19 protein-coding genes and 1 tRNA gene are annotated in these 23,174 nt (G+C 53.0%); 11 read left to right on the top strand and 9 right to left on the bottom strand.

Going from position 1 to position 23,174, the window contains the following annotated elements; genetic code table 11:
- The first annotated feature begins 60 nt into the window (after positions 1 to 60).
- Positions 61 to 1,023: an acetyl-CoA carboxylase carboxyltransferase subunit alpha gene (locus tag K3757_RS02175; protein ID WP_259998893.1), complete on the top strand. Its 963-nt coding sequence runs from the start codon at positions 61 to 63 to the stop codon at positions 1,021 to 1,023.
- The gene (locus K3757_RS02170) at positions 1,020 to 1,502 is read left to right on the top strand and encodes a hypothetical protein (protein WP_311201756.1); all 483 of its coding nucleotides are present in this window, start codon (positions 1,020 to 1,022) and stop codon (positions 1,500 to 1,502) included. The genes K3757_RS02175 and K3757_RS02170 overlap by 4 nt, the downstream gene beginning before the upstream one ends.
- Before the next feature lie 6 nt (positions 1,503 to 1,508).
- Here K3757_RS02170 and K3757_RS02165 read toward each other — a convergent pair whose 3' ends face one another.
- The 3 genes from K3757_RS02165 to K3757_RS02155 all read right to left on the bottom strand — a co-directional run bounded on the left by K3757_RS02165 (position 1,509) and on the right by K3757_RS02155 (position 3,523).
- A complete protein-coding gene (locus K3757_RS02165) occupies positions 1,509 to 1,943 on the bottom strand; it encodes a GNAT family N-acetyltransferase (protein ID WP_259998890.1) in 435 nt (144 codons plus the stop codon).
- 181 nt (positions 1,944 to 2,124) lie between these two features.
- Positions 2,125 to 2,775: a GntR family transcriptional regulator gene (locus K3757_RS02160; protein ID WP_259998888.1), complete on the bottom strand. Its 651-nt coding sequence runs from the start codon at positions 2,773 to 2,775 to the stop codon at positions 2,125 to 2,127.
- Positions 2,776 to 2,836: 61 nt separating this feature from the next.
- Positions 2,837 to 3,523, bottom strand: coding sequence for a M48 family metallopeptidase (locus tag K3757_RS02155; RefSeq protein ID WP_259998887.1), 687 nt, complete (start codon positions 3,521 to 3,523; stop codon positions 2,837 to 2,839).
- 109 nt (positions 3,524 to 3,632) lie between these two features.
- Here K3757_RS02155 and K3757_RS02150 point away from each other — a divergent pair, with 109 nt between their 5' ends.
- Together K3757_RS02150 and K3757_RS02145 are read left to right on the top strand one after the other, a co-directional pair.
- A complete protein-coding gene (locus tag K3757_RS02150) occupies positions 3,633 to 3,959 on the top strand; it encodes a TIGR02300 family protein (RefSeq protein WP_259998885.1) in 327 nt (108 codons plus the stop codon).
- A gap of 130 nt (positions 3,960 to 4,089) precedes the next feature.
- Positions 4,090 to 4,165 (top strand) — tRNA-Ala (locus tag K3757_RS02145).
- A 439-nt stretch (positions 4,166 to 4,604) separates the two neighbouring features.
- Here K3757_RS02145 and K3757_RS02140 read toward each other — a convergent pair.
- Entirely contained in the window at positions 4,605 to 7,457 is a 2,853-nt protein-coding gene (locus K3757_RS02140) for a hypothetical protein (RefSeq protein ID WP_259998883.1), read from the bottom strand.
- Positions 7,458 to 7,834: 377 nt separating this feature from the next.
- On the opposite strand from K3757_RS02140, the gene K3757_RS02135 reads away from it, so the two are divergent.
- The 3 genes from K3757_RS02135 (at position 7,835) to K3757_RS02125 (ending at position 9,234) form a co-directional block, all read left to right on the top strand.
- Positions 7,835 to 8,254 (top strand): CBS domain-containing protein, encoded by a 420-nt coding sequence (locus K3757_RS02135; RefSeq protein WP_259998881.1) that lies wholly within the window; start codon positions 7,835 to 7,837, stop codon positions 8,252 to 8,254.
- 42 nt (positions 8,255 to 8,296) lie between these two features.
- Positions 8,297 to 8,572, top strand: coding sequence for a glycine zipper 2TM domain-containing protein (locus tag K3757_RS02130; protein ID WP_259998879.1), 276 nt, complete (start codon positions 8,297 to 8,299; stop codon positions 8,570 to 8,572).
- A 200-nt stretch (positions 8,573 to 8,772) separates the two neighbouring features.
- Complete coding sequence (locus tag K3757_RS02125; RefSeq protein ID WP_259998878.1) at positions 8,773 to 9,234, top strand: host attachment protein; 462 nt, start codon at positions 8,773 to 8,775, stop codon at positions 9,232 to 9,234.
- A gap of 175 nt (positions 9,235 to 9,409) precedes the next feature.
- Here the strand turns inward: K3757_RS02125 and K3757_RS02120 are convergent, their stop codons facing one another.
- The 5 genes from K3757_RS02120 to K3757_RS02100 form a co-directional block, all read right to left on the bottom strand.
- Entirely contained in the window at positions 9,410 to 10,144 is a 735-nt protein-coding gene (locus K3757_RS02120; RefSeq protein WP_259998876.1) for a DUF5765 domain-containing protein, read from the bottom strand.
- Between the two features lie 127 nt (positions 10,145 to 10,271).
- The gene (locus K3757_RS02115; protein ID WP_259998874.1) at positions 10,272 to 11,867 is read right to left on the bottom strand and encodes an MBL fold metallo-hydrolase RNA specificity domain-containing protein; all 1,596 of its coding nucleotides are present in this window, start codon (positions 11,865 to 11,867) and stop codon (positions 10,272 to 10,274) included.
- Positions 11,868 to 12,043: 176 nt separating this feature from the next.
- The gene (locus K3757_RS02110) at positions 12,044 to 14,740 is read right to left on the bottom strand and encodes a cation-transporting P-type ATPase (RefSeq protein WP_259998872.1); all 2,697 of its coding nucleotides are present in this window, start codon (positions 14,738 to 14,740) and stop codon (positions 12,044 to 12,046) included.
- A 287-nt stretch (positions 14,741 to 15,027) separates the two neighbouring features.
- The gene (locus K3757_RS02105) at positions 15,028 to 19,635 is read right to left on the bottom strand and encodes a CheR family methyltransferase (protein WP_259998870.1); all 4,608 of its coding nucleotides are present in this window, start codon (positions 19,633 to 19,635) and stop codon (positions 15,028 to 15,030) included.
- 487 nt (positions 19,636 to 20,122) lie between these two features.
- Entirely contained in the window at positions 20,123 to 20,389 is a 267-nt protein-coding gene (locus tag K3757_RS02100; RefSeq protein ID WP_259998868.1) for a hypothetical protein, read from the bottom strand.
- 481 nt (positions 20,390 to 20,870) lie between these two features.
- Here K3757_RS02100 and K3757_RS02095 point away from each other — a divergent pair, with 481 nt between their 5' ends.
- The 4 genes from K3757_RS02095 (at position 20,871) to K3757_RS02080 (ending at position 23,141) form a co-directional block, all read left to right on the top strand.
- Positions 20,871 to 21,224, top strand: a complete 354-nt coding sequence (locus tag K3757_RS02095) for a GerW family sporulation protein (RefSeq protein ID WP_259998866.1) — start codon at positions 20,871 to 20,873, stop codon at positions 21,222 to 21,224.
- Positions 21,225 to 21,230: 6 nt separating this feature from the next.
- Positions 21,231 to 21,800, top strand: a complete 570-nt coding sequence (locus K3757_RS02090) for a DUF2953 domain-containing protein (RefSeq protein WP_259998864.1) — start codon at positions 21,231 to 21,233, stop codon at positions 21,798 to 21,800.
- A complete protein-coding gene (locus K3757_RS02085) occupies positions 21,797 to 22,045 on the top strand; it encodes a hypothetical protein (protein ID WP_259998862.1) in 249 nt (82 codons plus the stop codon). The genes K3757_RS02090 and K3757_RS02085 overlap by 4 nt, the downstream gene beginning before the upstream one ends.
- Before the next feature lie 196 nt (positions 22,046 to 22,241).
- Positions 22,242 to 23,141 carry a helix-hairpin-helix domain-containing protein gene (locus K3757_RS02080; protein WP_259998860.1) on the top strand — a complete coding sequence of 300 codons (900 nt, stop codon included), beginning with the start codon at positions 22,242 to 22,244 and terminating at the stop codon, positions 23,139 to 23,141.
- Positions 23,142 to 23,174 lie beyond the last annotated feature (33 nt).

Here is a 23,174-nt window from a genome sequence, read left to right as displayed (position 1 = left end):
CAGCGTTGCATAAGCCGCTATTCACAGCCATATACAGCCAACACCAGTCCGGAGGCCGCGATGACCCAGTATTTGGATTTTGAGAAACCCCTTGCCGAAATCGAAGGCAAGGCGGAGGAGCTGCGCGCAATGGCGCGGCGCGATCCCGAAACAGATGTGACACATGAGGCCAAGGCGCTAGACGCCAAGGCCGTCAAAATGCTGGACGACCTCTACAAGAATCTGTCGCCTTGGCGCAAATGTCAGGTGGCCCGCCACCCTGATCGTCCACATTGCAAAGATTACATCGACGCGCTGTTTACCGAATACACGCCCTTGGCGGGTGACCGGAATTTTGCCGACGATCACGCTGTCATGGGCGGGCTTGCGCGCTTTAAAGACAAACCTGTCATGGTGATCGGCCATGAAAAAGGCAACGATACGAAGTCGCGGATCGAACGCAACTTTGGCATGGCCCGTCCCGAAGGCTATCGAAAAGCGGTACGCCTGATGGAGATGGCCCACCGCTTTGGCCTGCCTGTTATCACGCTGGTAGACACCCCTGGTGCCTATCCCGGCAAAGGGGCCGAAGAACGCGGTCAATCCGAAGCGATTGCGCGTGCGACCCAGAAGTGCCTTGAAATCGGTGTGCCGCTGGTCAGCGTTATCATCGGCGAAGGCGGATCAGGCGGCGCTGTCGCGTTTGCCACGGCCAACCGTGTCGCGATGTTGGAACATTCCGTCTATTCCGTGATCTCACCCGAAGGCTGTGCGTCTATCCTGTGGAAGGACGCGGAAAAGATGCGTGAAGCAGCCGAAGCGCTTCGCCTCACAGCACAGGATCTCAAGCAGCTGGGCGTGAATGACCGCATCATTCCCGAACCAAAGGGTGGTGCGCATCGCGACCCGAAGACAGCGATTGCTGCTGTGGCAGACGCCATTTCAGAAATGCTCAAATCGCTTGAGGGTAAAAACCCCAAAGCGCTCATTAAGGATCGTCGCGAGAAATACCTCGATATGGGTGATCGAGGGCTCGCGGTCTGAGTACCCTCTTCCCTCTGATCGAAGGCCTTCCCGGTTCACTTTCTATAACCTTGCGTCCAAAGGTGCTGCCGGATGATCTGGCGCACCTGAAAAGCTTCGGTATTGATACCCTCATATCGCTGCTTGAGCCGTCTGAGGCCGCTGAAATTGGTCTAAATGGTGAAGCCGAGGAATGCTCCAATCTGGGGATGTCATTTCTGAACCACCCTATCCGTGACATGCATCTGCCAGACCCCGAACCATTTACCCGCTTTGCTGCCGATGTGGCCCATCAAATACGCTCAGACCATCATATCGCAGTGCATTGTCATGCCAGCATTGGTCGTTCCGGTATGCTGGCTTGCACAGTTCTGGGTCACTTCGGTTTCACGGCAGCTGAAGCGCTCAGGCACGTGAGCGAAAAGCGCGGCGCCACGGTTCCTGATACAAAGCAACAAGCGGCATTTATTCAGCAGGTCATACGCGCACTGGAAACCTGAACAAGCCTACCATTTCATGCGGAACCGTGGTGCCGCGCTCGACATGCGCTCAAACCCTGTTTGCAGGTATACCTCTTGGGCCGCCCGATTGTCTGGATGTGTTCCTACAGTCAGAAACCGGCATCCCTCAGCTCGAGCAAGCTCTATCGAGGCTTTGATCAGCGCGCGCCCGATGCCGCGGCCTCTTGCGTGCGGCGCGACAAATAGATGATGGATATCCATTCCGCGCGCACCAAACTGCACCTGCGCCAGCGGGCAAAGCGCTGCATAGCCATACTCGGATGCGACAAGCCCCCTTACCCATGGGTGCGGACCCAGGAAATCGCGGCGGAGGTCGTCCATAGTGACAGATGCTGCATCTTCGTGATGCGCGGCCAGTGCGTGTACCCAGCCAAGCAACTGGGGAATGTCTTTCTCAAGAATAAGACGAATATGGTTCATGAAGGTCGCTCCGATAAGAGCCCCGCCCATGCCAAAACCCCGCACAGACGGCGGCACGATAGAAATTTTAAGTGAGAATATCGTCCGCGCGCTATGAGAAGCCGCGATAATACGATGTATTATGACAAAAATTGTTGTCCATCATGTAAGGCTCGCCCAATACGCTACGCAGGTCAAGAACTTAGCTCGCTAGCATCCGCAGGCCCTGCGTCACATCGGACCTGACCGCCAGCCTCAGACCAGGCTCATCCCCTGCGCGCAACGCTGCGATAATAAGCTTGTGAAAATGCGGGGGATCGGTGCGGCGCAAACGACCATAGAGCGCACGCATGGTCGGCCCCATCTGCAACCAGACAGTCTCTGCCATAGCCAACATTGCAGGCGCCTGCGCACGCAAATACAGGGTGCGGTGAAACTCAAGATTGGTGCGGATATAGCTCACCGCATCGCGGTGGGCTACGGCCTCACCCACCTTGGCGTTGATGTTCTGCAACCGTTCTATCAGCGCCAGATGCGCCCGTGGCAGGGCACGAGAAGCAAGCTCTACCTCAATCAGCGCGCGCAGGGCGGCCAGTTCTTCAATCCGTTCATTGCTAAGAAGCGGCGTTGAGATACGGCCCGAATTCGACATGCTCAGCGCCCCTTCAGCGACCAGCCGTCGCACCGATTCGCGCGCCGGCGTCATCGACACCTCATATTCTTTACCAATGCCGCGCAGGGTCAGCGCAGCACCGGGCGGAACATCTCCGTGCATGATCCGTGACCGCAAATGCCGATATACACGGTCATGCGCCAAAGGAGCGGGATCAACAGGGCGAGATGTCAGGTTCATACGTATTTGTGATCACAAGCCACAGCCACGTCAAGCGCAGAAACCCGCATGCCGAACCAGTTCAAAACTTATACCGGTGCAAGGTGTTACCATTTGCCCGCAGCCAGTTACGCGGCGCTGCGTAGTCGCCGTAAATCTTTGTCACTTCGGCCCAGAATGCGGGCGAGTGATTCATCTGCGCCAGATGCGCCACCTCATGGGCTGCCACATAATCCAGCACCTCTGGCGGCGCCATGATCAAACGCCATGAATACATCAACCCGCCGTCCGACGTGCACGACCCCCACCGTGACCGTGTATCACGCAGCGACAGCCGCGCATAACTGCGCCCCAACAGCGCTGCGTAGTCATCGCTGGCCCCCGCCAGCCGGTCACGCGCAAGCTCCTTTAAATGCGCGGACAGCCGTTTGCCTGCACGTTCCGGTGGTCCGGGCACGAATATCCCATCGTCGTTAATCTGCACCCGCCGGCCAGTGCCTGATTGAACCGTAAACACTTTGCCCCCCAGAGGCAGCTCTGCACCTATCCGCACCAACACATCTTCGCCACGCGCATCCAAATGCTGGCGAATCCATGTCTCTTTGCTGCGCGCGAAATCCAGCGCTTCACGCTCGGCCAGCCGTTTTGGAATGGTTAATGTCACACGCCCGTCCAGCTGGCTGATGCGCAAGGAAATGCGCTTTGCCTGCGCAGAACGCCGCAATATCAGGGGAATCGGAGGATCTCCGGGGAGGTGCGGGTCAGACATACGATGCTCACGGAGTGGGGTATGGGGCTTTTGGCTGGACAGCATGCCCTGCATATGGCAATTGCGCTGAATCATCTAGACACAACACCAATGATTAAAGGGGAAATACATGCCCAACGAAGAATGGGGAACCAAGCGCCTGTGCCCCACCACGGGCAAGCGTTTCTATGACCTGAACAAAGACCCGATCATTAGCCCATATACGGGTGAGGTCGTAGAAGTTGACCAGTCCAAGTCCCGCATGATTGCAGCCGACGCCGAAGATGCGGCCACGGCAAAAGCAAAAGCATCCAAAGTCACCGAAGATGATGATCTGGTAGATGACGACGATGTAGATGTGGATCTGGACGACGATCTGCTGGACGACGACGAAGACGATGATGATACAGTTCCGCTCGATGAGATCGCGGATGTGGCATCCAACGACGAAGATTGATAAATCAGGTCGGCGGGAGCGTGCTTTTTCGCTTGATCCCGCCGCCGCTTGTGCCTAGTACACGGCGCATCGGCTCTTCGGAGTCGTCCCTTCGTCCCCTTTAGGGACACCAATACACGCTTGCGTGTTTGGGGCATTAGCTCAGCTGGGAGAGCGCCTGCATGGCATGCAGGAGGTCAGCGGTTCGATCCCGCTATGCTCCACCAAGCGCTTTTCGACAAAAGCGCATTTTTCAGGCATTTTCAGTGCGCGGCAAAGATTGCGGTCGGAATCGCACCACGAGAATTTCTCTAGGCTTGATCATAAATTGTTAATGAGGGCGCTGCTGTTAAGGCTGAAGTTTAGACTTTGGCGATACAGGTAGTGCGAATAGCTTTCACGTTAATGACGCCGACACGGACCCATCAGGCGCATAATCAATCCCAGGCTGCAAAATGGCTTAACTTTAGGAGAGCCGCATCACTTCGATCAATTGTATGGTCCCGCTTTTATCGTCTTTACCAGCGCGCTTGAGGCATCAGCACTCATAGTAAAACCTTGAAAGTACACCGGCCGAGATTTGATTCAGAAATAGAAGACTTAAATAGCGTTCGCCGGCAACATTGTAACAACGCTGCCGACGATCCATCTTAGCTTCAAATGGTATCAGACCATGAACATCGAATCTTCGACATAGTCGAAGCCGGACAAGAAGCCGCTGGTTTCGAAAGCCACGCCTGTGACCTCTTCGTTAACGTGCATGACTTCATCACCAAGAGTGGTTTCTTCACTGATCATAAAGCTAGCTGTTGCAGAGGTACCATCGTTGACCAGATCAGTCATACGCAAGTTGGCCGTATCCTTGCCGTTGAAGCTGGCAATCGTAGCGGCGACAATCGGATCCGTGCCGATGTCTGACTGGAATTCGAATTCATCAGCCGTGTGGTTAACAGTCGTGCCTGTGTTAAAGGCCTGACCCATAATACCTGACCAATCAACAATACCATCCTCACTTGACGCATCCACCGCAGCCCAGCCGACTAGCTCACGCGTATGCCATTCGTCGGAAGCCTCGGCTTCCTGGATCGCATATTCAAAGCTGGTCGTGGTAATGTTCTGCGCGCGCAGAACTTCCCAATCGGCGCCATTGTTGGTTTGAACCTGCAGCAGAATGACCGGGATATCATCAAAAGCTGTATCGAAGGTGACAGTGTGGAACTCATTGTTCAGCCCAGTCTCGAACTTGGTTGTACCAACTTGGAGCCTGCTGCCGTCAGCGAGCTCAAAGTTCCCCTCTTCAAAGACCACCAGTGAGACGGCCTCCTTACGGTGGATGTTGTCGTATCCGTCGGGCTCTTCGAGGTACAGGGTCGCACCGGTCGACGTAATTTCCGAGAATTCGACAGTGACGGCTTCGGGGCCGTTTCTGGTTACAGGAGACGCAAACACAACTGCATTCTCGAATGTAGCGCCGCCTTCAAACGCGACCGTTCTTTCGTTGTGATCAAGACCTGTAATTTTCTGAACCGATCCAATGGTCGTCAGCTCAGGTTCCGGCACACCTTCACCAGGATTGGACACAAAGAAGTCGTCGAGCAGGTCAAGCCCTTCGCCCGCTTCAATCGTCGGCCCGACATTCAGATCAGCCGCCACGCCGGTCAGTGTTGCAACCAGTTGACCATCAACAAAGACAGTCAGGTCATCGCCGGAAACGCCTTGGGAAATGACGGCGGCCTGAGCAACAACTTCCGGATTGAAATCAATCAATTGGTCAAAACCAATCAGACCGATCTTATCCGCGCCGACTTCGAAGTCGGAGATCGTGCTGCTTGTAATGATATCAGAAACAGACGTTCCATATGACACAACAAACAGATCGGACCCGGCCCCACCTTCAAAGACGTTGTTGCCAACGCCAACAAGATAATCATCGGCTGCGCTGCCGACCACTGCAGTGCCCGCATCATGGATAGTGATCTCGTCGTAATCAACCAACAGCTCTGCGCTATATACTGTTGCTGGCTTGATGTCCCCTTTGATGTAGACCGCGATGTCAAAGTCATCGCTCAGATTCACACCATTGACCGAAACCGATCCGGCGTTGTCCTGCCAACCGGCGCTAATGTTCAAAGGTGAAATATTCGTTGCCCAGTCCAGCAGGTTAAGCACCGTCTGCGTTTCTGCACCAACTTCATACTTCTGATCGTCTTGTTGAATTGGCGGAGTTTGGCTGGGGTCAAGCGGGATAACAACGCTTGGCAAGTCCTGACCGTACTTGTCCGGCAGCAGGCGCCAGCGAGGCCCGGTAATATATTCAGTTCCATCTTCGTTCAAAACCGGCTCGAACGGCTCCCGATCCATGGTTGTATACCATGCATTTGTATATCCGAGATCCAGATCCTGTGAGGTGGCACCAATCGTGTCCAGAACCGACCCTGTGACCGCTTCTGCCAACATTGTGTCACGAAGAATGGTACCCGCTTCGTAGAGCGTGCCGTCACCAGCATAGTAGGCATCTGTGGACGCCCAAACCGTGCGACCAATGTCACCATTATAGTTTTCGATGACTTCGTACGTTGGCAGCGTACCGATGGCGGACTCGTTCTCGAAATCTTCCGGACGCACCTGATCATTTGGATTGTTCGTTATCGTATGGTGCATGACCAGTTCGGCAGATGAGATCGAGTACAACTTCTTGAGCGACGTCGTGCTGTCTACCTCGTCCCAGTCATCCGGAGTATCCAGTGTCGCTTCGAGACGGACATCATTTGGCCGTTTGATTGTGTTGCCCCAACGGTACAACAATTTACCGTCGTCTTTCATGGTCACCGAATAATCGTCACCATAGGCAATGTCGTAGGCAATCGTACTTTCGTTTGGATTCAGAAGGTCCTTGATATCAAGAACGCCGTCCAAATTCGCATCAGTCACGCCGTATGTTCCGGGATCACCCAGAAGCGTGCTTACCTTCACTTCGTTCCAATCCGGGTTCAGGCTCAGCAGGGTCAAGTCATCATCAAGAGCATAAACGGCAGCGGGATCTTCTGGATACGCCTGATCGGACAGGACATTTTGCATGACGGTGTAGTGTTCTGTCGATGCTTTGACCGTGTTGCCACCAAGACCGGCAAGCCATGTTCCCAAAAGCGCGGGGGTCTTGAATGTGTCAGTCGGAGAGTCAGACACGACGATACCGGCTTGTTCCCCGTTGACGATCAGGTCTCCGACCCAACCTTCCGTATAAAGGCCGTCAATTGTCTTAGCCTCGGCAGAATCGAAATCAGTAACGTTAAAACCGAACTCGCTGTCGATCGGATAAAGCGTGATGCCCTCTTTGGTTACTATCGTCCCGTTTACGCCGGAAAAATCAACGATACCGCCGTCTTCTCCTTGGGTTGCACCTGCGAAGGTGCCCGTGACGTCATCGGTGCTGAAAATGTGGAATGACGAAAAATCAGGATCTGTGTTGAGAGGCTGATCAAAATCAACAGTTGCTGTTGGGTCAATTGGTGTTGCCACTGGAATATTCCTCCTTCGGTGTATTGCGTCGAAAACCAAGAGCAAACTGTGGCCTTCGTACATAATCAAGAATCATGATGTGTTTTTGAAAATGCGTTTTGACATTTGTCAGTTCATCAAAGCATCGGTTCGAAAGCGCGACAATTTGCACCACCTAAAACCGATGTCGCCGGTCATGGGCGATCCGTCAGCTTTGTGAGGCAACTAAAGCTCCGGAGAATTTCCACGCGTATCGGAAGGCTGTTTTGATGGCGCCCCCCCCGCCGCGACACGCGCAGGTAATCAGACCTGAAAAGCGGCCTGATTGACGGTCGTCAATAGAACGGCACCGCCCGCCGTTACATTCAATGCAGCAACAGCGTTTGGGAGAATCCGAGATGAAGATCAACGATGCAATCCACCACACAGCTTATTGGGCAAGCGCAGATACGCCAGTTAGCGACGTCGCCAAGATGATGCACCAAAATGATATCGGGGCAGTTCCAATTGGCAAAGACGACAAGCTGGTCGGAATGATTACAGATCGCGACCTCGCGCTTCGCGTTGTGGCAGAAGGCCGCGACCCATCTGCAACCTCGGCTGAAGAGGTCATGACGAAAGAGATCATCTATTGCCGCACAACTGAAACGGTAGAAGATGCCATCCACCTCATGGATCAGAAACAGATCCGCCGCCTTCCGGTTCTTGACGACAACAAACGGTTTGTAGGGATGCTGAGCCTTGGCGACGTGTCCCATGCTGTCAGTCGTGAGTTGTCCGGCGAACTGCTTCATGCAGTCGCGGACCATCATCTTTAACCCCAATTATTTAGCTTAACCCAGATCAAGAGGATCAACAAAATGTACAAAGATGTTCTGAAACCGCTCGCTATTAGCGTCCTGATGCTTGCTGGCTGCGAAAACCTAACCGCAGATCAACGCACAGTTGTAGGCGTCGCCGGCGGGGCAGCAGCTGGGCTAATCACAGCAGAGGCGCTTGATGCGGATGACAACTGGCGGCTGATCGCGGCACTTGCCGGAGCCGCAGCAGGTACCATTGTTGCGCAAAATTCGGCAACCGACACATGCGCCTATTCCCGCGGCGACGGCACCTACTATCAGGCCGCCTGCCCTTGATGCCTTGCTGAAACAGCAAATACAGCTTGATCCGGCCACCTTTTAAAAGTCGTTCTTGCGGCGATGCAAAGGAAAATCGTCGCAGCGGCACTGCTTGCTGATCAGCTATAGAATTGCCCGGTTGATTTGCACACAGTGGCGTAGGCCACTCGGCTCTTTCAACGGGCGCACGTAACATTGCACTCAAAAGTAGGTGAGATATGGCAAGAGATATGACATGGGCTTTGATAACGAATGGCGTACGCTGCAGCATTTTGCGGAATATGGAAGGTGGGTTTTCCGAGCCCGCGATCGAGATCGAAAGCAAAGCAAAATCAACGCACCTAAGGGACATCGAATCCGACAAGCCTGGGCGCAGCTTTGCGTCGGGCAATACGGGGCATCGTTCGGCGATGGAGCTTGGCTCAGACCCCATTTTCCGCGGCATGCAGGATTTCGCACGGGACATCTTGCATCGCCTTGAGCGCCATTTGCGCGCAGGCGATCTTACCCGCCTAGCAATCTTTGCTTCACCAAAAATGTTGGGAGTTCTGCGAAATGAGATGCCTGACTCTCTAAGCAACATTCTCATTTTTGAAAAAGATATCAATCTTATGAATCTGTCAGAAGCCGACACAAGCGAAGCAGTGCTTAAAGAAATCGGAAAGAGACCTTTGGCATAAGTCCAGGCCACCGACACTCCTTCCAGTTGGTTGCATTCAGCCTCTGCGCAATTCTGTTAAGCAGGAAATTTCACGTACTGCATGCCAGAATTGCGCCACGCGAAGCCGAGGTTTCCAAACCCATATCTGTACCGCAGTTGAAATAGGTCTGCAGTATCATGGCGACATAGCCGGCTTACTTTGTAGGGCTGGCAATCTTGTTCCACCATAGCCCGCCCATAAAACTGCGCCTTACCCGCAAACTCAGACCAATCATCAGAATAAAAACCGAAAACAGGCACCAGACGGCGGGCATTTCGTTTGGGTTGTCAGTCAAAGCCCAAGCCAGCGCAGGCCCGGCCAGCGCATGCATAAGCACAAAGCGCCAAGCCCCATAGGCCAGTGGCAAAATAAAGACCGTCAGCATGTACGTCGGGAATCCCGAATGGATACCAACCGCGTCTTCCACAGGCAGCAGCAGACCCGAGTAAGGGACATTCCATGCGATATGCCAGTTGCCTGAAACGGTGCAAAGATTGTCTGCACACAACGCGCTTCCCGGCAGGCATTTACCTGCGAATTGCCACGGCATCAGTTGCGCGATCATCGTCACTGCTGACAAGCTGCACAGAGCATAAACCCACAGTTTGATGCGTTGTTTTACACCATCGGGGACCAGCTCCATCGCGAAGGCATTGATGAACAAGGGCTGGAACGCGATGTGCAGGTACGACGCCAATGTCACAGCCCGATTTTCAGTGGTGCCACATTGGTCAAGGACCGCATAGCCAGCAACCTGAAGTGCCTCCATCACAGCAAAATAACCGATCGTGAGCCAGATCGCTGTGGGGTCCTTACGATGATAAGAAATAACAGCGGCGGCCGCGCCTATGCCCGTCATTGCAATTGAGACTTCAGAATTCCAACACATGCAACGGGCTCCTTTTCGCTAGTCTAACGTGCCGTGTTGATGCTGGGTTGATCTGCCTCAAAACCGACAGTGGTCGAAGTGCACGACAGCGCTGTACGCACCAGATCAGCCGCTGCGGCTTATACGTCTAGTCACCATCGTGAAGAGCACGTCGTATGCGCCGCAATACTTTTGCACGGGCCTTATCGTCTGCTGCTTGCTCAAACACATCACGGAGCTCGAAGACCAGCTCCGTCAGGTCATTGTGCCAATCCGGCCCGACCATCGCCGCAGGTGGCAACCGTAGATCCTTGGGCGCCTCCAGCGTCGCGCCTTCTCGTTTAGAAAGCACTAGTTCGTCATCAAGATTAGGGATCAGGATATTCTTGTCACTAAAATTCTTTTCAACCAGCTCGGATTTCATTGCCTGCATTTGCGCTTCTTCGCCATGTGTCAGGATGAGTGCTTGGTTAATCGGAAGTCGCTGGACGATCCAGTCAATCAGCTCGGACCCATCGGCGTGTCCGGAATAGGTTTCAATGGTGCGAATACTGGCTTTAACCCGAATTTCCTGTCCGTGGATTTTGACGGACTTTGCACCTTCTTGCAGGATGCGGCCCAATGTGCCGATCGCTTGATATCCAACAAAAAGGACAGTCGCCTTATCCTGCCAAAGCCATCGTTTAAGATGATGCCTGATACGCCCGGCCTCACACATTCCGCTAGCGGCTAGGATAATCGCATTTCCGTTCACTTTGCCAATCTGTTTGCTTTGCTCTGCCGTCGCAGTAGGCCGGATTGCTGGATTGCTTGTAAACCTCGGCGCGGGCCCAAGGTCTTCTAGTTCTCGCGCGTGCCTTTGAAAGACTTTGGTCACACGGATGGCCAACGGCGAATCCAGATAGATCGGAACCTTCGGAATGTCGCCTGAATCTTGAAGCGCGATAAGGTCGGTGATCAGCTCTTGTGTGCGCTCAACAGCGAACACAGGGATCAACAGCATCCCATTGTGTTCCAGTGCACGAGACACCTCCTGCTGCAAAGTGTTTTTGCGCGCCGCAGTTGTGATGTCAGCGCGTTCACGCCCTCCATAGGTGGATTCCGAAATCACATAGTCAAAATCTGACGGGGCAACCGGATCTGGATGAAACAGCTTATTGTCGGGACCGATATCACCGGAGAAAAGCAATCGCAGGGGCGGCCCGTCGGATTGCTCTATTTCCACCTCAATCGAGGACGACCCTAGAATATGCCCCGCGTTCCAAAATCTTGCGCGCACCCCCGGTCCTACCTCTGTCCAGACCTCGTAATCGATAGTCCGGAACAGGGTCAGGCAATCCTCAGCGTCCTGACCTGTGTAAATAGGTTCGACCGCTGGTTTGCCATGACGAAGGTTTCGAAAATTGAGATGATCAACCTCCATTTCCTGAATATAGCCACTGTCGGGCAGCATGAATGTCAGAAGGTCTTTCGTGCCCGCCGTTGCGTAGATTGGCCCCTCAAACCCCAACTTGCTTAACTTTGGCAAAAGCCCTGCATGATCAATATGGGCATGGGTCTGGAGTACAAAATCGATCTTCGCGGGGCTGAAGGGAAACGGACGGTAGTTCAGCTCTTTCAGCGTCTTCGGCCCCTGAAACAGACCGCAATCGATCAAAAATCTGCACTGATCGGTCTGCAGTAGGTAACAGGATCCCGTCACGGTTCGGGCTGCCCCGCAAAATTTGAGTGTCGTGTTGGCCATTTTGAATTTTCTCCTAGCCAACTACAACTTTGGCTTACAAACCCCCCGCAGGGCGGAGCGGATGTAAAACTTGGTAACGTATACGGCCGTTCGGCGATTGATGCGTATCAATCTGCTTTGTGTTCTCGGGATTTCATTCACGCATCGTCCAGCTTGAGCGTCGCGTGTTACCTACGTCAGTGCGCACGAGAGACCGACCTAAGGAGTTGCCCCAAGAATAATGGAACAAGGCTCATGCCCACGATCAAAAACCAAGCATCCCGCGGCAGTATTTTAAGATCAAGCGGTTCCGCGGCGACAGGTAAAAACAATGCCAAAAGCAAAAGGGCACTGCTTAGGCCCAATGCGATCCAGATATAACCATTTCGGGTGACTTCGTTTATAATCAAACCTGATTTGGGGTCACGCATGCTAAAAACGTGCCAAAGCTGCGCGAATGCCAGCGTGTAAAAGGAAACGGTTATGGCCTCTTGAGACGTCAAAACCAGATATTCTAGCGCTATAACAAATGCACCTAACGTGGCGCTGGAAATCAGAAGAGCATGCAGAACAATTGCGATCCAAATGGCGCGCGTCATAATCGGCTTGGACGGATCGCGCGGCGATCTTTCAAGAACCTCCTTCGTGCCTTCACCGGCCCCTAATGCGAACGCCGGAAAAACATCCGTAACAAGGTTCAGGAACAGAATTTGTAGCGGCATGAGCGGCAAGGGAAGGCCAACCATGATAGCTGCTCCCATGACAAGTATTTCGCTTAGGTTGCAAGAAAGAAGATACATCACAAATTTCTGGATGTTGCGAAAGATCACTCTCCCTTCCCGAATGGCTGCGACGATTGAGCTGAATGCGTCATCTCGCAGAACCATCGCAGCCGCTTCGCGTGCAACTTGCGTACCACGCAACCCCATGGCCACCCCGATATCTGCTTGTTTAAGCGCGGGCGCATCATTCACCCCATCACCGGTCATGGCGACGATCTGGCCACTTCTTTGAAAAGCAGTGACCAACTCAAGCTTCTGGGCAGGGCTTACGCGCGCAAAAACATCGGCTTTCTCTAGCTCAATCAGTTGGTCATCAGACAGTTGCGAAATGGGTGGCAGATTGCGCCCCTCTACGACTGTCGCCTCACCATCGGTCAGGCCAACAGCCGTTGCGATGTTCTTCGCGGTCACCACGTGATCGCCGGTCAACATAACGACCCGAATTCCAGCAGACTGGCATTGCGAAATTGCGTTACGCACATCGCTTCGCGGAGGATCGTACAAACCGATAAGTCCGACGAAGGTCAAACCGGAATAGTCTGCGGCGTCCGGTGTTTGCGGATGGCTGGTAGCGACCGCTAAAACGCGCATCCCTCGTGCGGCCATCCCGTTCGTGCGTGAATTCCAGAATGCCCGGTCCTCAGCCGTCATTTCGGCAGGTCCCCCCTCCGCGCAGAGGTGACTGCTGGACGCGGCCAGCACTTCTTCCGGCGCGCCTTTGACCCACATGACATAGCCATCATCTACGCGATGAACCGTCCCCATCAATTTCGATGTTGAGTCAAAAGCGATTTCACGGACACGAGGAAACCGTTCGAGCAATTGGGATTTATCCAGTCCCTCTGCGTGACCGGCTACAAGCAATGCCTGCTCTAGTGGATCACCAATGTATTGCGTTCCGTTTTGGCTCGGCTCTGCGTTGTTACAAAGCATACCAGCCGTCAGAATATCGTTCAGGCATGATTTCTGTTGGTTTCTTTCGTCGGTGGGAATTCCCTCAAGCCGATGTGTCGCACTAGAAACCGAGTACAGAACAGTGCCGCAATCCAGCTCATGTACCTTCATTTTGTTTTCGGTGAGCGTTCCGGTCTTATCGGTCAGAATAACCGTTGTAGCGCCAAGTGTTTCAACCGCAGACAGGCGTTCGATAAGCGCGTTGTGTTTGGCCATCCGCCACATACCACGTGCCAGGGCCATCGTTGCCACAATGGGCAGCCCTTCGGGAATAGCCGCGACCGCAAGGGCAATAGAAGCCTCGACAACAAGCGCAACATCGCCCCCCTGAAGCACACCCAACACGCCCAACAGTGTGACAACGAGAAGGGTAAATCCGATCAATTGACCGGTAAGATTTTGAAGCTGGACCTCTAGGGGAGAATGTTCTGGCGCGGCTTCTTCTACGAGCTTTGAAATCAGCCCCAATTCTGTGTCCAACCCGGTCGCAACGACAACACCGGTGGCACTCCCGCTCGTAATCGAAGTGCCCTTGAACGCCATGCAGGGCCTGTCACCTGGCCCACTGTCCGCAGCCACAGCTGTGATGTCTTTATCCACGGCAACGGATTCTCCGGTCAACGCAGACTCGTCAATTGTTAGGTTTGAACTTGTGACCAACCTTAGGTCAGCCGTAACAATATCACCGCCTTCCAATATGACGATGTCGCCCGGAACTAGCCCCTCTGCCGACAACAAGGATGTCTGGCCATCTCGACAGACACGTGTCGTCAGATTGCCAAGTGTCCGCAACGCTTCCATCGAGCGAGCGGCACGTAGCTCAGTAAAAAATCCGATTGCGCCATTGATAATAAGGACCAAGCCAATGGCCGCCCCTTCTTTCCAATCCCCGACTGCGATGGCTACAGCAGCCGCGCCGATCAACAGCAGGACAACCGCCCCCTCAAATTGGTGCCAGAGTATTTGTGTCAACCTGGCAGGCCGACGGGCAGCAAGTTGATTTGGTCCGAACTTGAGAAGCCGTGCACGCGCTTCGGCTTCCGATAAGCCAGTCTTCAGGTGTGTACCATAGACATCCATAACCTCCTGCGGGCTGGCGGCATGAGGCACGAACACGGAAGCGGACGAGCGCGAAATTTGCCCGGAAACTTGGCCCATCTGAATTCCTTTTTCGACGTAAAAGCAACGACCTGCGAACAGCTTCGTTATGATCAGCTATCTGACTGACATGGAAATTCGAATGAGAATTGATCAATATCAAACGACAGCACTGTGACCCACAGCCCAACCGCCCGCGACTGAACTTTGAGGACGTTTCGAAAACATCCTGCTCGCCACAAAAGAATCCTAAACACTTTTTCGCCTGCTTCCCTAGGTCGAAACAGACCAACCCTGAGCCGACGAAAAGTCAGAGGCGCAGCTTTGCCCGTTTTAAAGACCGAGGATCAATCCAGTAATGTCCGCAAAGCTTCAGCCAGCTCTTTCATGCCATACGGTTTGCGTAGAATCCTATGGTCCGATTTGGCACTGGCTGCATCGCCTAAAACAGGCGTTTTGGCATATCCCGTCGCCAGCAGGATTTTCAAACCCGGTTTCATGGACAATGCCTGCTTTGCCACGTCGAAACCCGTCATACCCCCGGGCATCACAACATCCGACAAAACAAGGTCAATATCATTGCGTTGCTTCAGTATCTCCATTGCCTTCGGCCCATCAGTTGCCGCGATAACATTGTATTTCAAATCGCGAAGTCGGGTGATCGTCAGTCGCAGAACTTTCGGATCGTCCTCAACAACAAGGATGGTCTCGCCTCCTCCGGCAGATGTTTGTTGCAGCTTTGCGTCCGCGTTTGCGTCAGGTCCCGCATTTATAGCAGGCAGGAATAAATTTACCGTCGTTCCCTGCCCCACTTCGCTGTAAATTGCGACGTGCCCGCCTGATTGCTTTGCAAATCCGTAGACCATGCTAAGGCCAAGCCCCGATCCCGCGCCCGGACCTTTTGTCGTAAAGAAGGGTTCAAAGGCTTTTGCCTTTGTGGCGATATCCATCCCGCCCCCTGAATCAGTTACAGACAGGCAGACATATTCGCCGGACCTTACATCGATTTGTGATGCGACATAATCATCATCCAAGACAATGTTACGCGTCTGGATCATCAATGTTCCGCCATCTTCCATGGCATCACGCGCATTCAAAGCCAGATTAAGGATCGCGCTTTCAATCTGGCCGGGGTCTGCCAGTGTTTGTTTCAGGTCGCCAGCCAGATCGGTCTCAATAAAAACATTCTCATTGAACGTGCGTTCAAGGATCGGCAGCATCGTCTTAACAAGTTGGTTTAGTTCAACTCTTTTTGGCTCAAGCGCCTGTTTCTTCGAGAACGAAAGCAGTTGACTTGTAAGAGACGCGCCCAAATTGGACGCTTCGAGCGCCTCATGGATCAGCGTTTGCATCTTTGCATCTTCAGTGCGCATCTCAAGCAGTTCCAGATTTCCGATAACGACGGTCAACAGATTGTTGAAATCATGCGCCAAGCCGCCCGTCAGCTGACCGACCGCTTCCATCTTTTGCGCCCGTCTGAGTTCGGCCTGCCGTCGTCTCTCGGTCGTTAGATCATGAATAATGCCAAGGTAATGGCGGTTACCGTTCAATTCCAGCTCAGAAACCAACAACTGGATCGGAACCAGTTTGCCATCCTTGCGCAGCGCATTCATTTCGCGCCCTATTCCGATAATCTTCTTTTCGCCGGTTCTGTGGTAGTTCCGCAAATACTCGTCATGGCTACTCTTGTCAGGTTCGGGCATGAGCATGCTGACGTTTTGATTAACTACCTCATGGGCCTTAAACCCAAAAAGGTCCTCCGCGCCAGAGTTGAACATGCCAACCACGCCGTTCTCATCGATTGTCAAAATCGCCTCAGGGGTGGCATCAAGAATGGCCGTTAGCCGCGCCTCGCGATCCTGAGAGGCCTTTTGCACAACAAGCGTTTCGGTCACGTCTTCCACAGCAAGCAGTATGCATTCAGAAGTCTCCGGGCATTTGATTATTCTGCGCGCATTCAGCACCATTTCACGCGTGTCGAGATTGGCTGTTTCCAGTGTCAGATAGAAAGCCTCTACTGTAGTTTGCTCCGATAGAATGCCTTCCATCAGTTGACGTAGTCGCGGCACATCCCATTGCCCGCCCTGAATCGAGAACAGATTTTTTCCGATCAAGTCGGCTTCGTCCGTTTCAAACTGGCTTCTGAAGGAGTTGTTAGCCGACATAATTGTAAAGTCGCCATCAAGCACAAGCATTGCTTCACGCACCGTGCTGATGATACTTTCGGCAAATTGCATTGCTGTATTGGTCTTTTGTTGCAATGCCTTAAGATGCGTCACGTCCGAAAAGGTGACCACAACGCCATCAACCTTGCCAGTTTGCGTACGGTAAGGGAGGACACGGCGGACGAACCACTTGCCGCTATCATCCGTGACTTCGCATTCGGATACGGTAAGGGTTTCGAGAACCCCTTCAGCATCCTTAATCAAATGTGGATCCTTAATTCTGCTGGTGATGTCACTGAACGGGCGGCCGATATCGCTGGTAATCAGGTTGAAAAGCTCTCGGGCTGCCGGCGTGAAGCGCATAATCTTGAATTTGGTATCCAGGAACAGCGTCGCAATGCCAGAACTTGCCAGCAGATTGTTCAAATCATTCGATACCCTGCCTTCATCTTCGATCTTCTGTTGAAGTTGCGAATTCAACGTCGTCAACTCTTCGTTGAGCGATTGCAGCTCTTCCTTGGATGTTTCCAGTTCTTCGTTTGTCGATTGGAACTCCTCGTTCATCGACATTGCTTCTTCATTCACCGCTTTCAGCTCTTCCGTAGACTTTTCATAGTCGCTGATTGTGTTGCGCAAATCGGCACGCGTCGTTTCAAGCTCTTGCTCAAGCTGAAGATTGGCTTCTGAACTGGGAGTGGCAGACCCGGGAGCCATCGATGTTGTCGGTTGGTCCGCGAAAGTCACTAAGAACAACTCCACCCCGTCTAGCGTGACTGGATGGACCTGTATTTCCACCAAAATCTTTTCTTTGGCACGCGTGATCGTCGCGCTTTGTTTGGAGCCATCCTCCCCCATTCGCGCCGCACGGATGGCGCCACTAAGACGCGCCCGCAGCCCCTCCCGCGCCATCGCCAGTAGATTGCGGCTGGTCTCGCCTGATGGCACTCTTAGATAATTGTCCGTTGGTCCCTCAAAATAGAGGGCGTTCGACTGTGCATCGATAAGAACGGCAGCGGGCGCATAGTGCTCTATGAGCAGGCTTTGACTCAGCTCCGCTAATTTGTCGCTCCTGGCGCGGAACTGGCCTCTGGCAGGAGCAATTGATGTGTTCGGCAAGCGACGGCGCACCACCGGAAAATCAAAAGCATGACTATGCACATGGCCAATTCGTTTGAAAATTCGGTACTTCTTTGACAGCGGCTCAAATAAGGTGTCATGGTTGTTCGTTGTTTCGGACGAGCCCAAATACAGAATGCCATCGTAGTTAAGTGCAAAATGAAACATCTTGATGACACGCGCCTGAGCATCCGGCGTGAGATATATCAGCAAATTGCGGCACGATATCATATCCAGCTTTGAGAACGGCGCGTCTGACAGAATGTCTTGATTGGCAAAAACAACTGTATCGCGCAGCTCCGACGTGACTCGATAGCTATGGTCTTCCTTGGTGAAAAACCGTTTCAGTCGCGCAGCCGAGACATCTTCGGCAATGGAATCCGAATAGACGCCATTTCGTGCTATTGATAGGGCATGTTCATCAACATCGGAGGCAAAAATCTGAAGCTTCACGTCTTTGCGTAGAGAAGAAATATTCTCAATGATGAGCATAGCTAAAGAATAGGCTTCTTCTCCCGTGGCGCATCCAGGCACCCAAACACGCAGCGGACGCGAAGAGTCATGCGACTTTACAAGCTCTTCCAGGACGTCCTTTTCCAGACACTCCATAGCTTCACTGTCCCTGAAAAAGGATGTCACGCTAATGAGAAGATCAGAACACAAGCAACGTGCTTCTTCCGCCGAGTCCTTCAATAGGGCAAGATAGTCGCCCGAGCTTTCCATGTGCCGCAACGCCATGCGCCGCTCGATCCGGCGTAGCAATGTACCTTCTTTGTAAAGATCAAAATTGATAGCCGAATGGGTCTTTAGAACATTGATTATCTCCGCCAGAGATCCCTTTGCTTTCTCACCTAGAGCTTTCTTAACAAACCCCTTTTGGCTGGAGATATGCTGGACATAGTTGGCAATAATTTCCGGCATCTTGGCAATCGCAACAACGTGATCTGCCGCCAATGTCGCAACTGCGCTGCGCGGCATCCCGTCATGCTCCGCCTCGGACGGTTCCTGCACCAGTACGATACCACCGTTGTCTTTGATCTCACGTATGGCTGCAGATCCATCGCTGCCGGTGCCTGACATGATGACTGCAATAGCATGGTGAGACAAATCTTTGGCCAGAGACCGCAAAAAAACGTCAATTGGCATTCTCGCGCCGCGACGGTCTTTAGGCTCCGATAATTTCAGGACGCCATCGGCGATCTCGATGAATTTATTTGGTGGTATGAAATAGACATGGTTCGCCTGAACCACGCTCTGGTCTTCAGCCAGCACCACGGGCATTTCCGTTCGGTTGGCAAGAATATCAGCCATAAGGCTTTTGTGGTCCGGATCGACGTGATGAACAAAGATGAAGGCCGCACCACTGTCTGCGGGCATGGCATCAAGCAACGTGCTGTATGCTTTCAGGCCTCCAGCAGATGCCCCCACACCAACAACAGGAACTACACCATTTGTTTTCTCGTCTAAGGTCTTTTCGGAGCCTGACAGATCGGCAGACTTGAGCTTTCCTGTTGCAGCAGTGCTCTTCGTGTTTCGCGCCATGTAGTGTCGACTTCCTGCCACAAGGACTATTGTTCTGTTCTGAGCCGCCCGCGGTTTCTGCACCTCAACAGACCTTAGAAGACCGTCTGTGGACACGTTAGTAAAGAAAAACTGACGAAGATCGACTGACAAAGATCAATTTCGTATCGGCGAAACCAGCTATGCTTAGAATCGTATTTTAGCAAATAATATCTACTTTCTGCGCACCCTTCATGGCCATCGCAGCGTCGCTGGGGGTGCGAAATTCAAGCTTCTCGGCCAGTTTATGTGCCTACGAGCGCATAGCTGGCCGAACTGAGCGGTGCAATTTACCCAGAAAATCAACAGTTTTTCAGTAGTTGAGCAACCTAGGGCCAGCAGGTGATCACGCGGTTTCGTGTCTAACAGCCTATCTTGTGTGCTTAGTTTCCGAATGCTGAATTTGATTGATGGCTTCGGTCGGGAATGTCTGCCGATGGTTGGGTGATCATTCTCAGGGGAGGGGCGCGTAGACTTCGACAATTTACCGCAGACATCCAAAAATTTCGGATAAGACAAAACGCCGCTGCGCGGACCAAATAGGTCAAATGGCGAACGCTTGGTGCGCCGATCATGATCTCCTGCGGAGCACGACGGTATCTCAGCTTTCGCCGTTGATATGCCAGACCTCCCGCAGGTCTTTCACGATACCTTTCGGTATCTTCAAATACCGCGCGATCTCTGGATTAGACAGGCCAAGATCCGCGAGCGCTTCAAGACAGCGCTTCGGCGTTGGTCCAAGAGCATGCATGTATTTCTGCGTTTCATAGGTAAGCTCGGCACGTTTGTAAGGAATTTGACACGGCATTGATTGCCCGCCCGGTCCAAGCAGCTGCATGATATCCAGATTGATATGTTTGTCAGTCATAATGAACGCCTCCCCCCTGCTACGGTAGCCTTCATAGCTTGGGACCATTCGTAGGCGACATTATTTCAGCCAGCATTGATCAGGATCAATACCTACGCCAAACAGCATACTTTCAGCAAGATTCTGCTCACCCGAAGGCTTCCCAACCTGCAGTACCGGTCGAAGCGAGCTGCCCGAAAAATTGCGACCTGTTTAGCCCACTGCCAGCAGCTTGGGCGTATGCAAACCGTCGTTCGGTTTTCTCAGATTGATAAATATCAAGAACCCTGCCCTGCCCCAAGATACATTTACTTGGTGCCTCAGGTGGATCGCATGACCCGTCCTGATGGCCCGACCTAAATTACCAGCTTAGCCGTCTGAACATCAGACCGCCACGCACCCCGCGGACAAGAGCTGCGGCACGCAAATCCGGCAGAACGGCCAAGCCTCTACCGAAGATTGCTGTTCGCAAAACATAATTTGAAAATTTCAGGAGTGGAAAATGGAAGACGTTGACAGACTACTAAAAGGCACCGTGGAAGAGCTTGACCGGTTATTGAATGCCAAAAATGTCCTTGGCGACCCGATAGAGCGCGAGGGAGCCACCGTAATCCCGATTGTCAGCTACGGTTTCGGCTTTGGCGCGGGCGGGAATACGGCTCAGAAATCCGGCAATTCAGCAGGCACCGGTGCGGGTGGCGGCATCAAACCATTGGGTGCGATTATCTTCGACAAAGATGGAGCACGGGTGGAATCCGTGAAAGGCACGTTGACCAATATCACCGAAATCGCCGCCGAAGCCGCGACCGTTGTTTTTGACAAAATGGCATCCAGCAAAAACAAAACCAGCGACTGAAGTCATATGGAACTGATGCTCGCGATCCTTTTCTGGTTGGTGATGACAATCGTGACCTTGGTCGTTTTGGCCCTGATCACTCCGGTCCTTGTCAGTGTTCACCTGAACAACTCCTCAAGGCCTTTCTACCGGATCGAAATACGTGCATTTTCCGGGATCGCACCCCGCCTGACCGTAGGCCAAAAGCGTCAAGGCGGGGCTGACAAAAAGTCCGGTCAAAAGCCGCAGCAAGCTAAGAAGCACACAATTTCCAGGCTCAAGCGTGTTGATGGTGCCGCAGTTCGGGCTTTGCCAAAGCTTATCCTAGGTGTTTTGCGTCGCATCCATCTGGTAGAATTGCATATAGACGGCGTTTATGGCCTCGGCGATCCCGCCGAAACCGGGCAGCTCTGCGGTATGTTGATGCCTCTGCAATACGCCAACTCTCTGCCTTCTGTAATGTCGCTGGATCTACGGCCGGATTTCCATCAGCGGACATTGAGGTGCAATATGACCGCAGTGGTCCGCGTCACGGTGGCCGCTCTTTTCGTCCCTGCAGCGGAGTTCGTATGGCGCATTTACGGACCGCGTCGATGACCGTATCGCTAGAGCAGATCATCAAGGTCGGGTCATATTGGGTTGCGATGATATCGGAACGCAAAATCACGGCGGAGCACACAAACGAGGCCGTGTTCGTCTCCGGCTACAAACAGCCGCTCGTGATCTTGCTTAGACACGGCACAGCGATGGCAGCATTTGCACCAGAAGGTCTTCCAGTAACCCGCGAAGAATTAGAAACGCTTTGCCCCGGCGCGTGGGACGCCGCAATGAAGGCCGAGTAACCGCGGGGAAGCAGACGCAGAAAATTCGGCACCTTCAACTTTGAAATAGTGATCGACAGGTCCGAAGCCCATCGCAGTCTGGAGATAATTCCATACCTAGAGCACGAACATGTCAGGCCTTTGGTGATTGACCGACGTCAATGCAGCTTTTCTTAATGTGCATTATGCTCAGGACGGAAATTTACCGGAGAAATCCATGGCTCCCCTATCTGCGCAAACCGATGCACTCTCTGAAAATCACTTTGTCGCAGGCAAGCTCGACGACGTGGCCGATCTTTTGGACAAACAGAACGCTTCGCTCTTTCGCGTTAGGGCGTACCGTGATGCGGCTAGTTATCTACGTGGATTGTCCCATCCCGTCCGGCTTGATTATGAACGCGGGGGAAAACGCGGCTTGGATGAATTGCCGACAATTGGGCAATCCATCGCAGCCACAATCGCCGAAATTTTTGATACTGGGCGCTCAAGCCTGCTAGATAGATTGCGGGGGGCGGCAGACCCTGAAAAGGTACTTCAAACCGTTCCGATGATTGGCCCAGCGCTGGCACACCAAATCCATGATCAACTGGGGATAGAGACGCTGGAAGCGCTGGAAGCTGCTGCGCACGACGGGCGGCTGGCCAACATCAAAGGCTTTGGGCCACGCCGGGTAGAGGGCCTGCGCCACTCGCTATCCGACATGTTGGCGCGCAGACGCCCCCGACATGTATCTGCGGATCAGCAGCGCCCACCCGTTGCGGAAATTCTAGCCGTCGATCAGATTTATCGCAGCACTTTGGACCAACTTCCAACGATCAAGCCACGCAGGTTCAATCCATCGGGCGAAACCCAGCTACCGATCCTGCATACGGAAAGGGACGGATGGCAATTCACTGCGTTATTTTCCAACAGTCCGGCGGCGCACCGTTTCGGAAAGAACCGCGATTGGGTTGTTATCTATTTTGAACGCACCGATCAGCCTGAAGGCCAGGTGACAGTCGTTACCGAGCAAAAAGGCACACTGGAAGGAAAACGCGTTATTCGCGGACAAGAGGTAGCTTGCAAGAGCCATTACGCTACGCAACAGACAGGACAGCAAACCTATGACGAAACATAGGAAATGGATATTGATCGCCTTGGCCTTGGCAGC

The organism is Sulfitobacter sp. S223 (assembly GCF_025143825.1).
Lineage (GTDB): Bacteria > Pseudomonadota > Alphaproteobacteria > Rhodobacterales > Rhodobacteraceae > Sulfitobacter.
Note: the sequence above shows the minus strand (reverse complement) of the source record. Positions and strands in the feature narration are given on the sequence as shown.

What these genes read in the sequence shown, in the direction of transcription:
- K3757_RS02175 (WP_259998893.1), top strand. Translation starts at nt 61, where the DNA reads ATGACCCAGTATTTGGATTTTGAGAAACCCCTTGCCGAAATCGAAGGC.
- K3757_RS02165 (WP_259998890.1), bottom strand. Translation starts at nt 1,943, where the DNA reads ATGAACCATATTCGTCTTATTCTTGAGAAAGACATTCCCCAGTTGCTT.
- K3757_RS02160 (WP_259998888.1), bottom strand. Translation starts at nt 2,775, where the DNA reads ATGAACCTGACATCTCGCCCTGTTGATCCCGCTCCTTTGGCGCATGAC.
- K3757_RS02155 (WP_259998887.1), bottom strand. Translation starts at nt 3,523, where the DNA reads ATGTCTGACCCGCACCTCCCCGGAGATCCTCCGATTCCCCTGATATTG.
- K3757_RS02150 (WP_259998885.1), top strand. Translation starts at nt 3,633, where the DNA reads ATGCCCAACGAAGAATGGGGAACCAAGCGCCTGTGCCCCACCACGGGC.
- K3757_RS02135 (WP_259998881.1), top strand. Translation starts at nt 7,835, where the DNA reads ATGAAGATCAACGATGCAATCCACCACACAGCTTATTGGGCAAGCGCA.
- K3757_RS02130 (WP_259998879.1), top strand. Translation starts at nt 8,297, where the DNA reads ATGTACAAAGATGTTCTGAAACCGCTCGCTATTAGCGTCCTGATGCTT.
- K3757_RS02125 (WP_259998878.1), top strand. Translation starts at nt 8,773, where the DNA reads ATGGCAAGAGATATGACATGGGCTTTGATAACGAATGGCGTACGCTGC.
- K3757_RS02120 (WP_259998876.1), bottom strand. Translation starts at nt 10,144, where the DNA reads ATGTGTTGGAATTCTGAAGTCTCAATTGCAATGACGGGCATAGGCGCG.
- K3757_RS02115 (WP_259998874.1), bottom strand. Translation starts at nt 11,867, where the DNA reads ATGGCCAACACGACACTCAAATTTTGCGGGGCAGCCCGAACCGTGACG.
- K3757_RS02110 (WP_259998872.1), bottom strand. Translation starts at nt 14,740, where the DNA reads ATGGGCCAAGTTTCCGGGCAAATTTCGCGCTCGTCCGCTTCCGTGTTC.
- K3757_RS02100 (WP_259998868.1), bottom strand. Translation starts at nt 20,389, where the DNA reads ATGACTGACAAACATATCAATCTGGATATCATGCAGCTGCTTGGACCG.
- K3757_RS02095 (WP_259998866.1), top strand. Translation starts at nt 20,871, where the DNA reads ATGGAAGACGTTGACAGACTACTAAAAGGCACCGTGGAAGAGCTTGAC.
- K3757_RS02090 (WP_259998864.1), top strand. Translation starts at nt 21,231, where the DNA reads ATGGAACTGATGCTCGCGATCCTTTTCTGGTTGGTGATGACAATCGTG.
- K3757_RS02085 (WP_259998862.1), top strand. Translation starts at nt 21,797, where the DNA reads ATGACCGTATCGCTAGAGCAGATCATCAAGGTCGGGTCATATTGGGTT.
- K3757_RS02080 (WP_259998860.1), top strand. Translation starts at nt 22,242, where the DNA reads ATGGCTCCCCTATCTGCGCAAACCGATGCACTCTCTGAAAATCACTTT.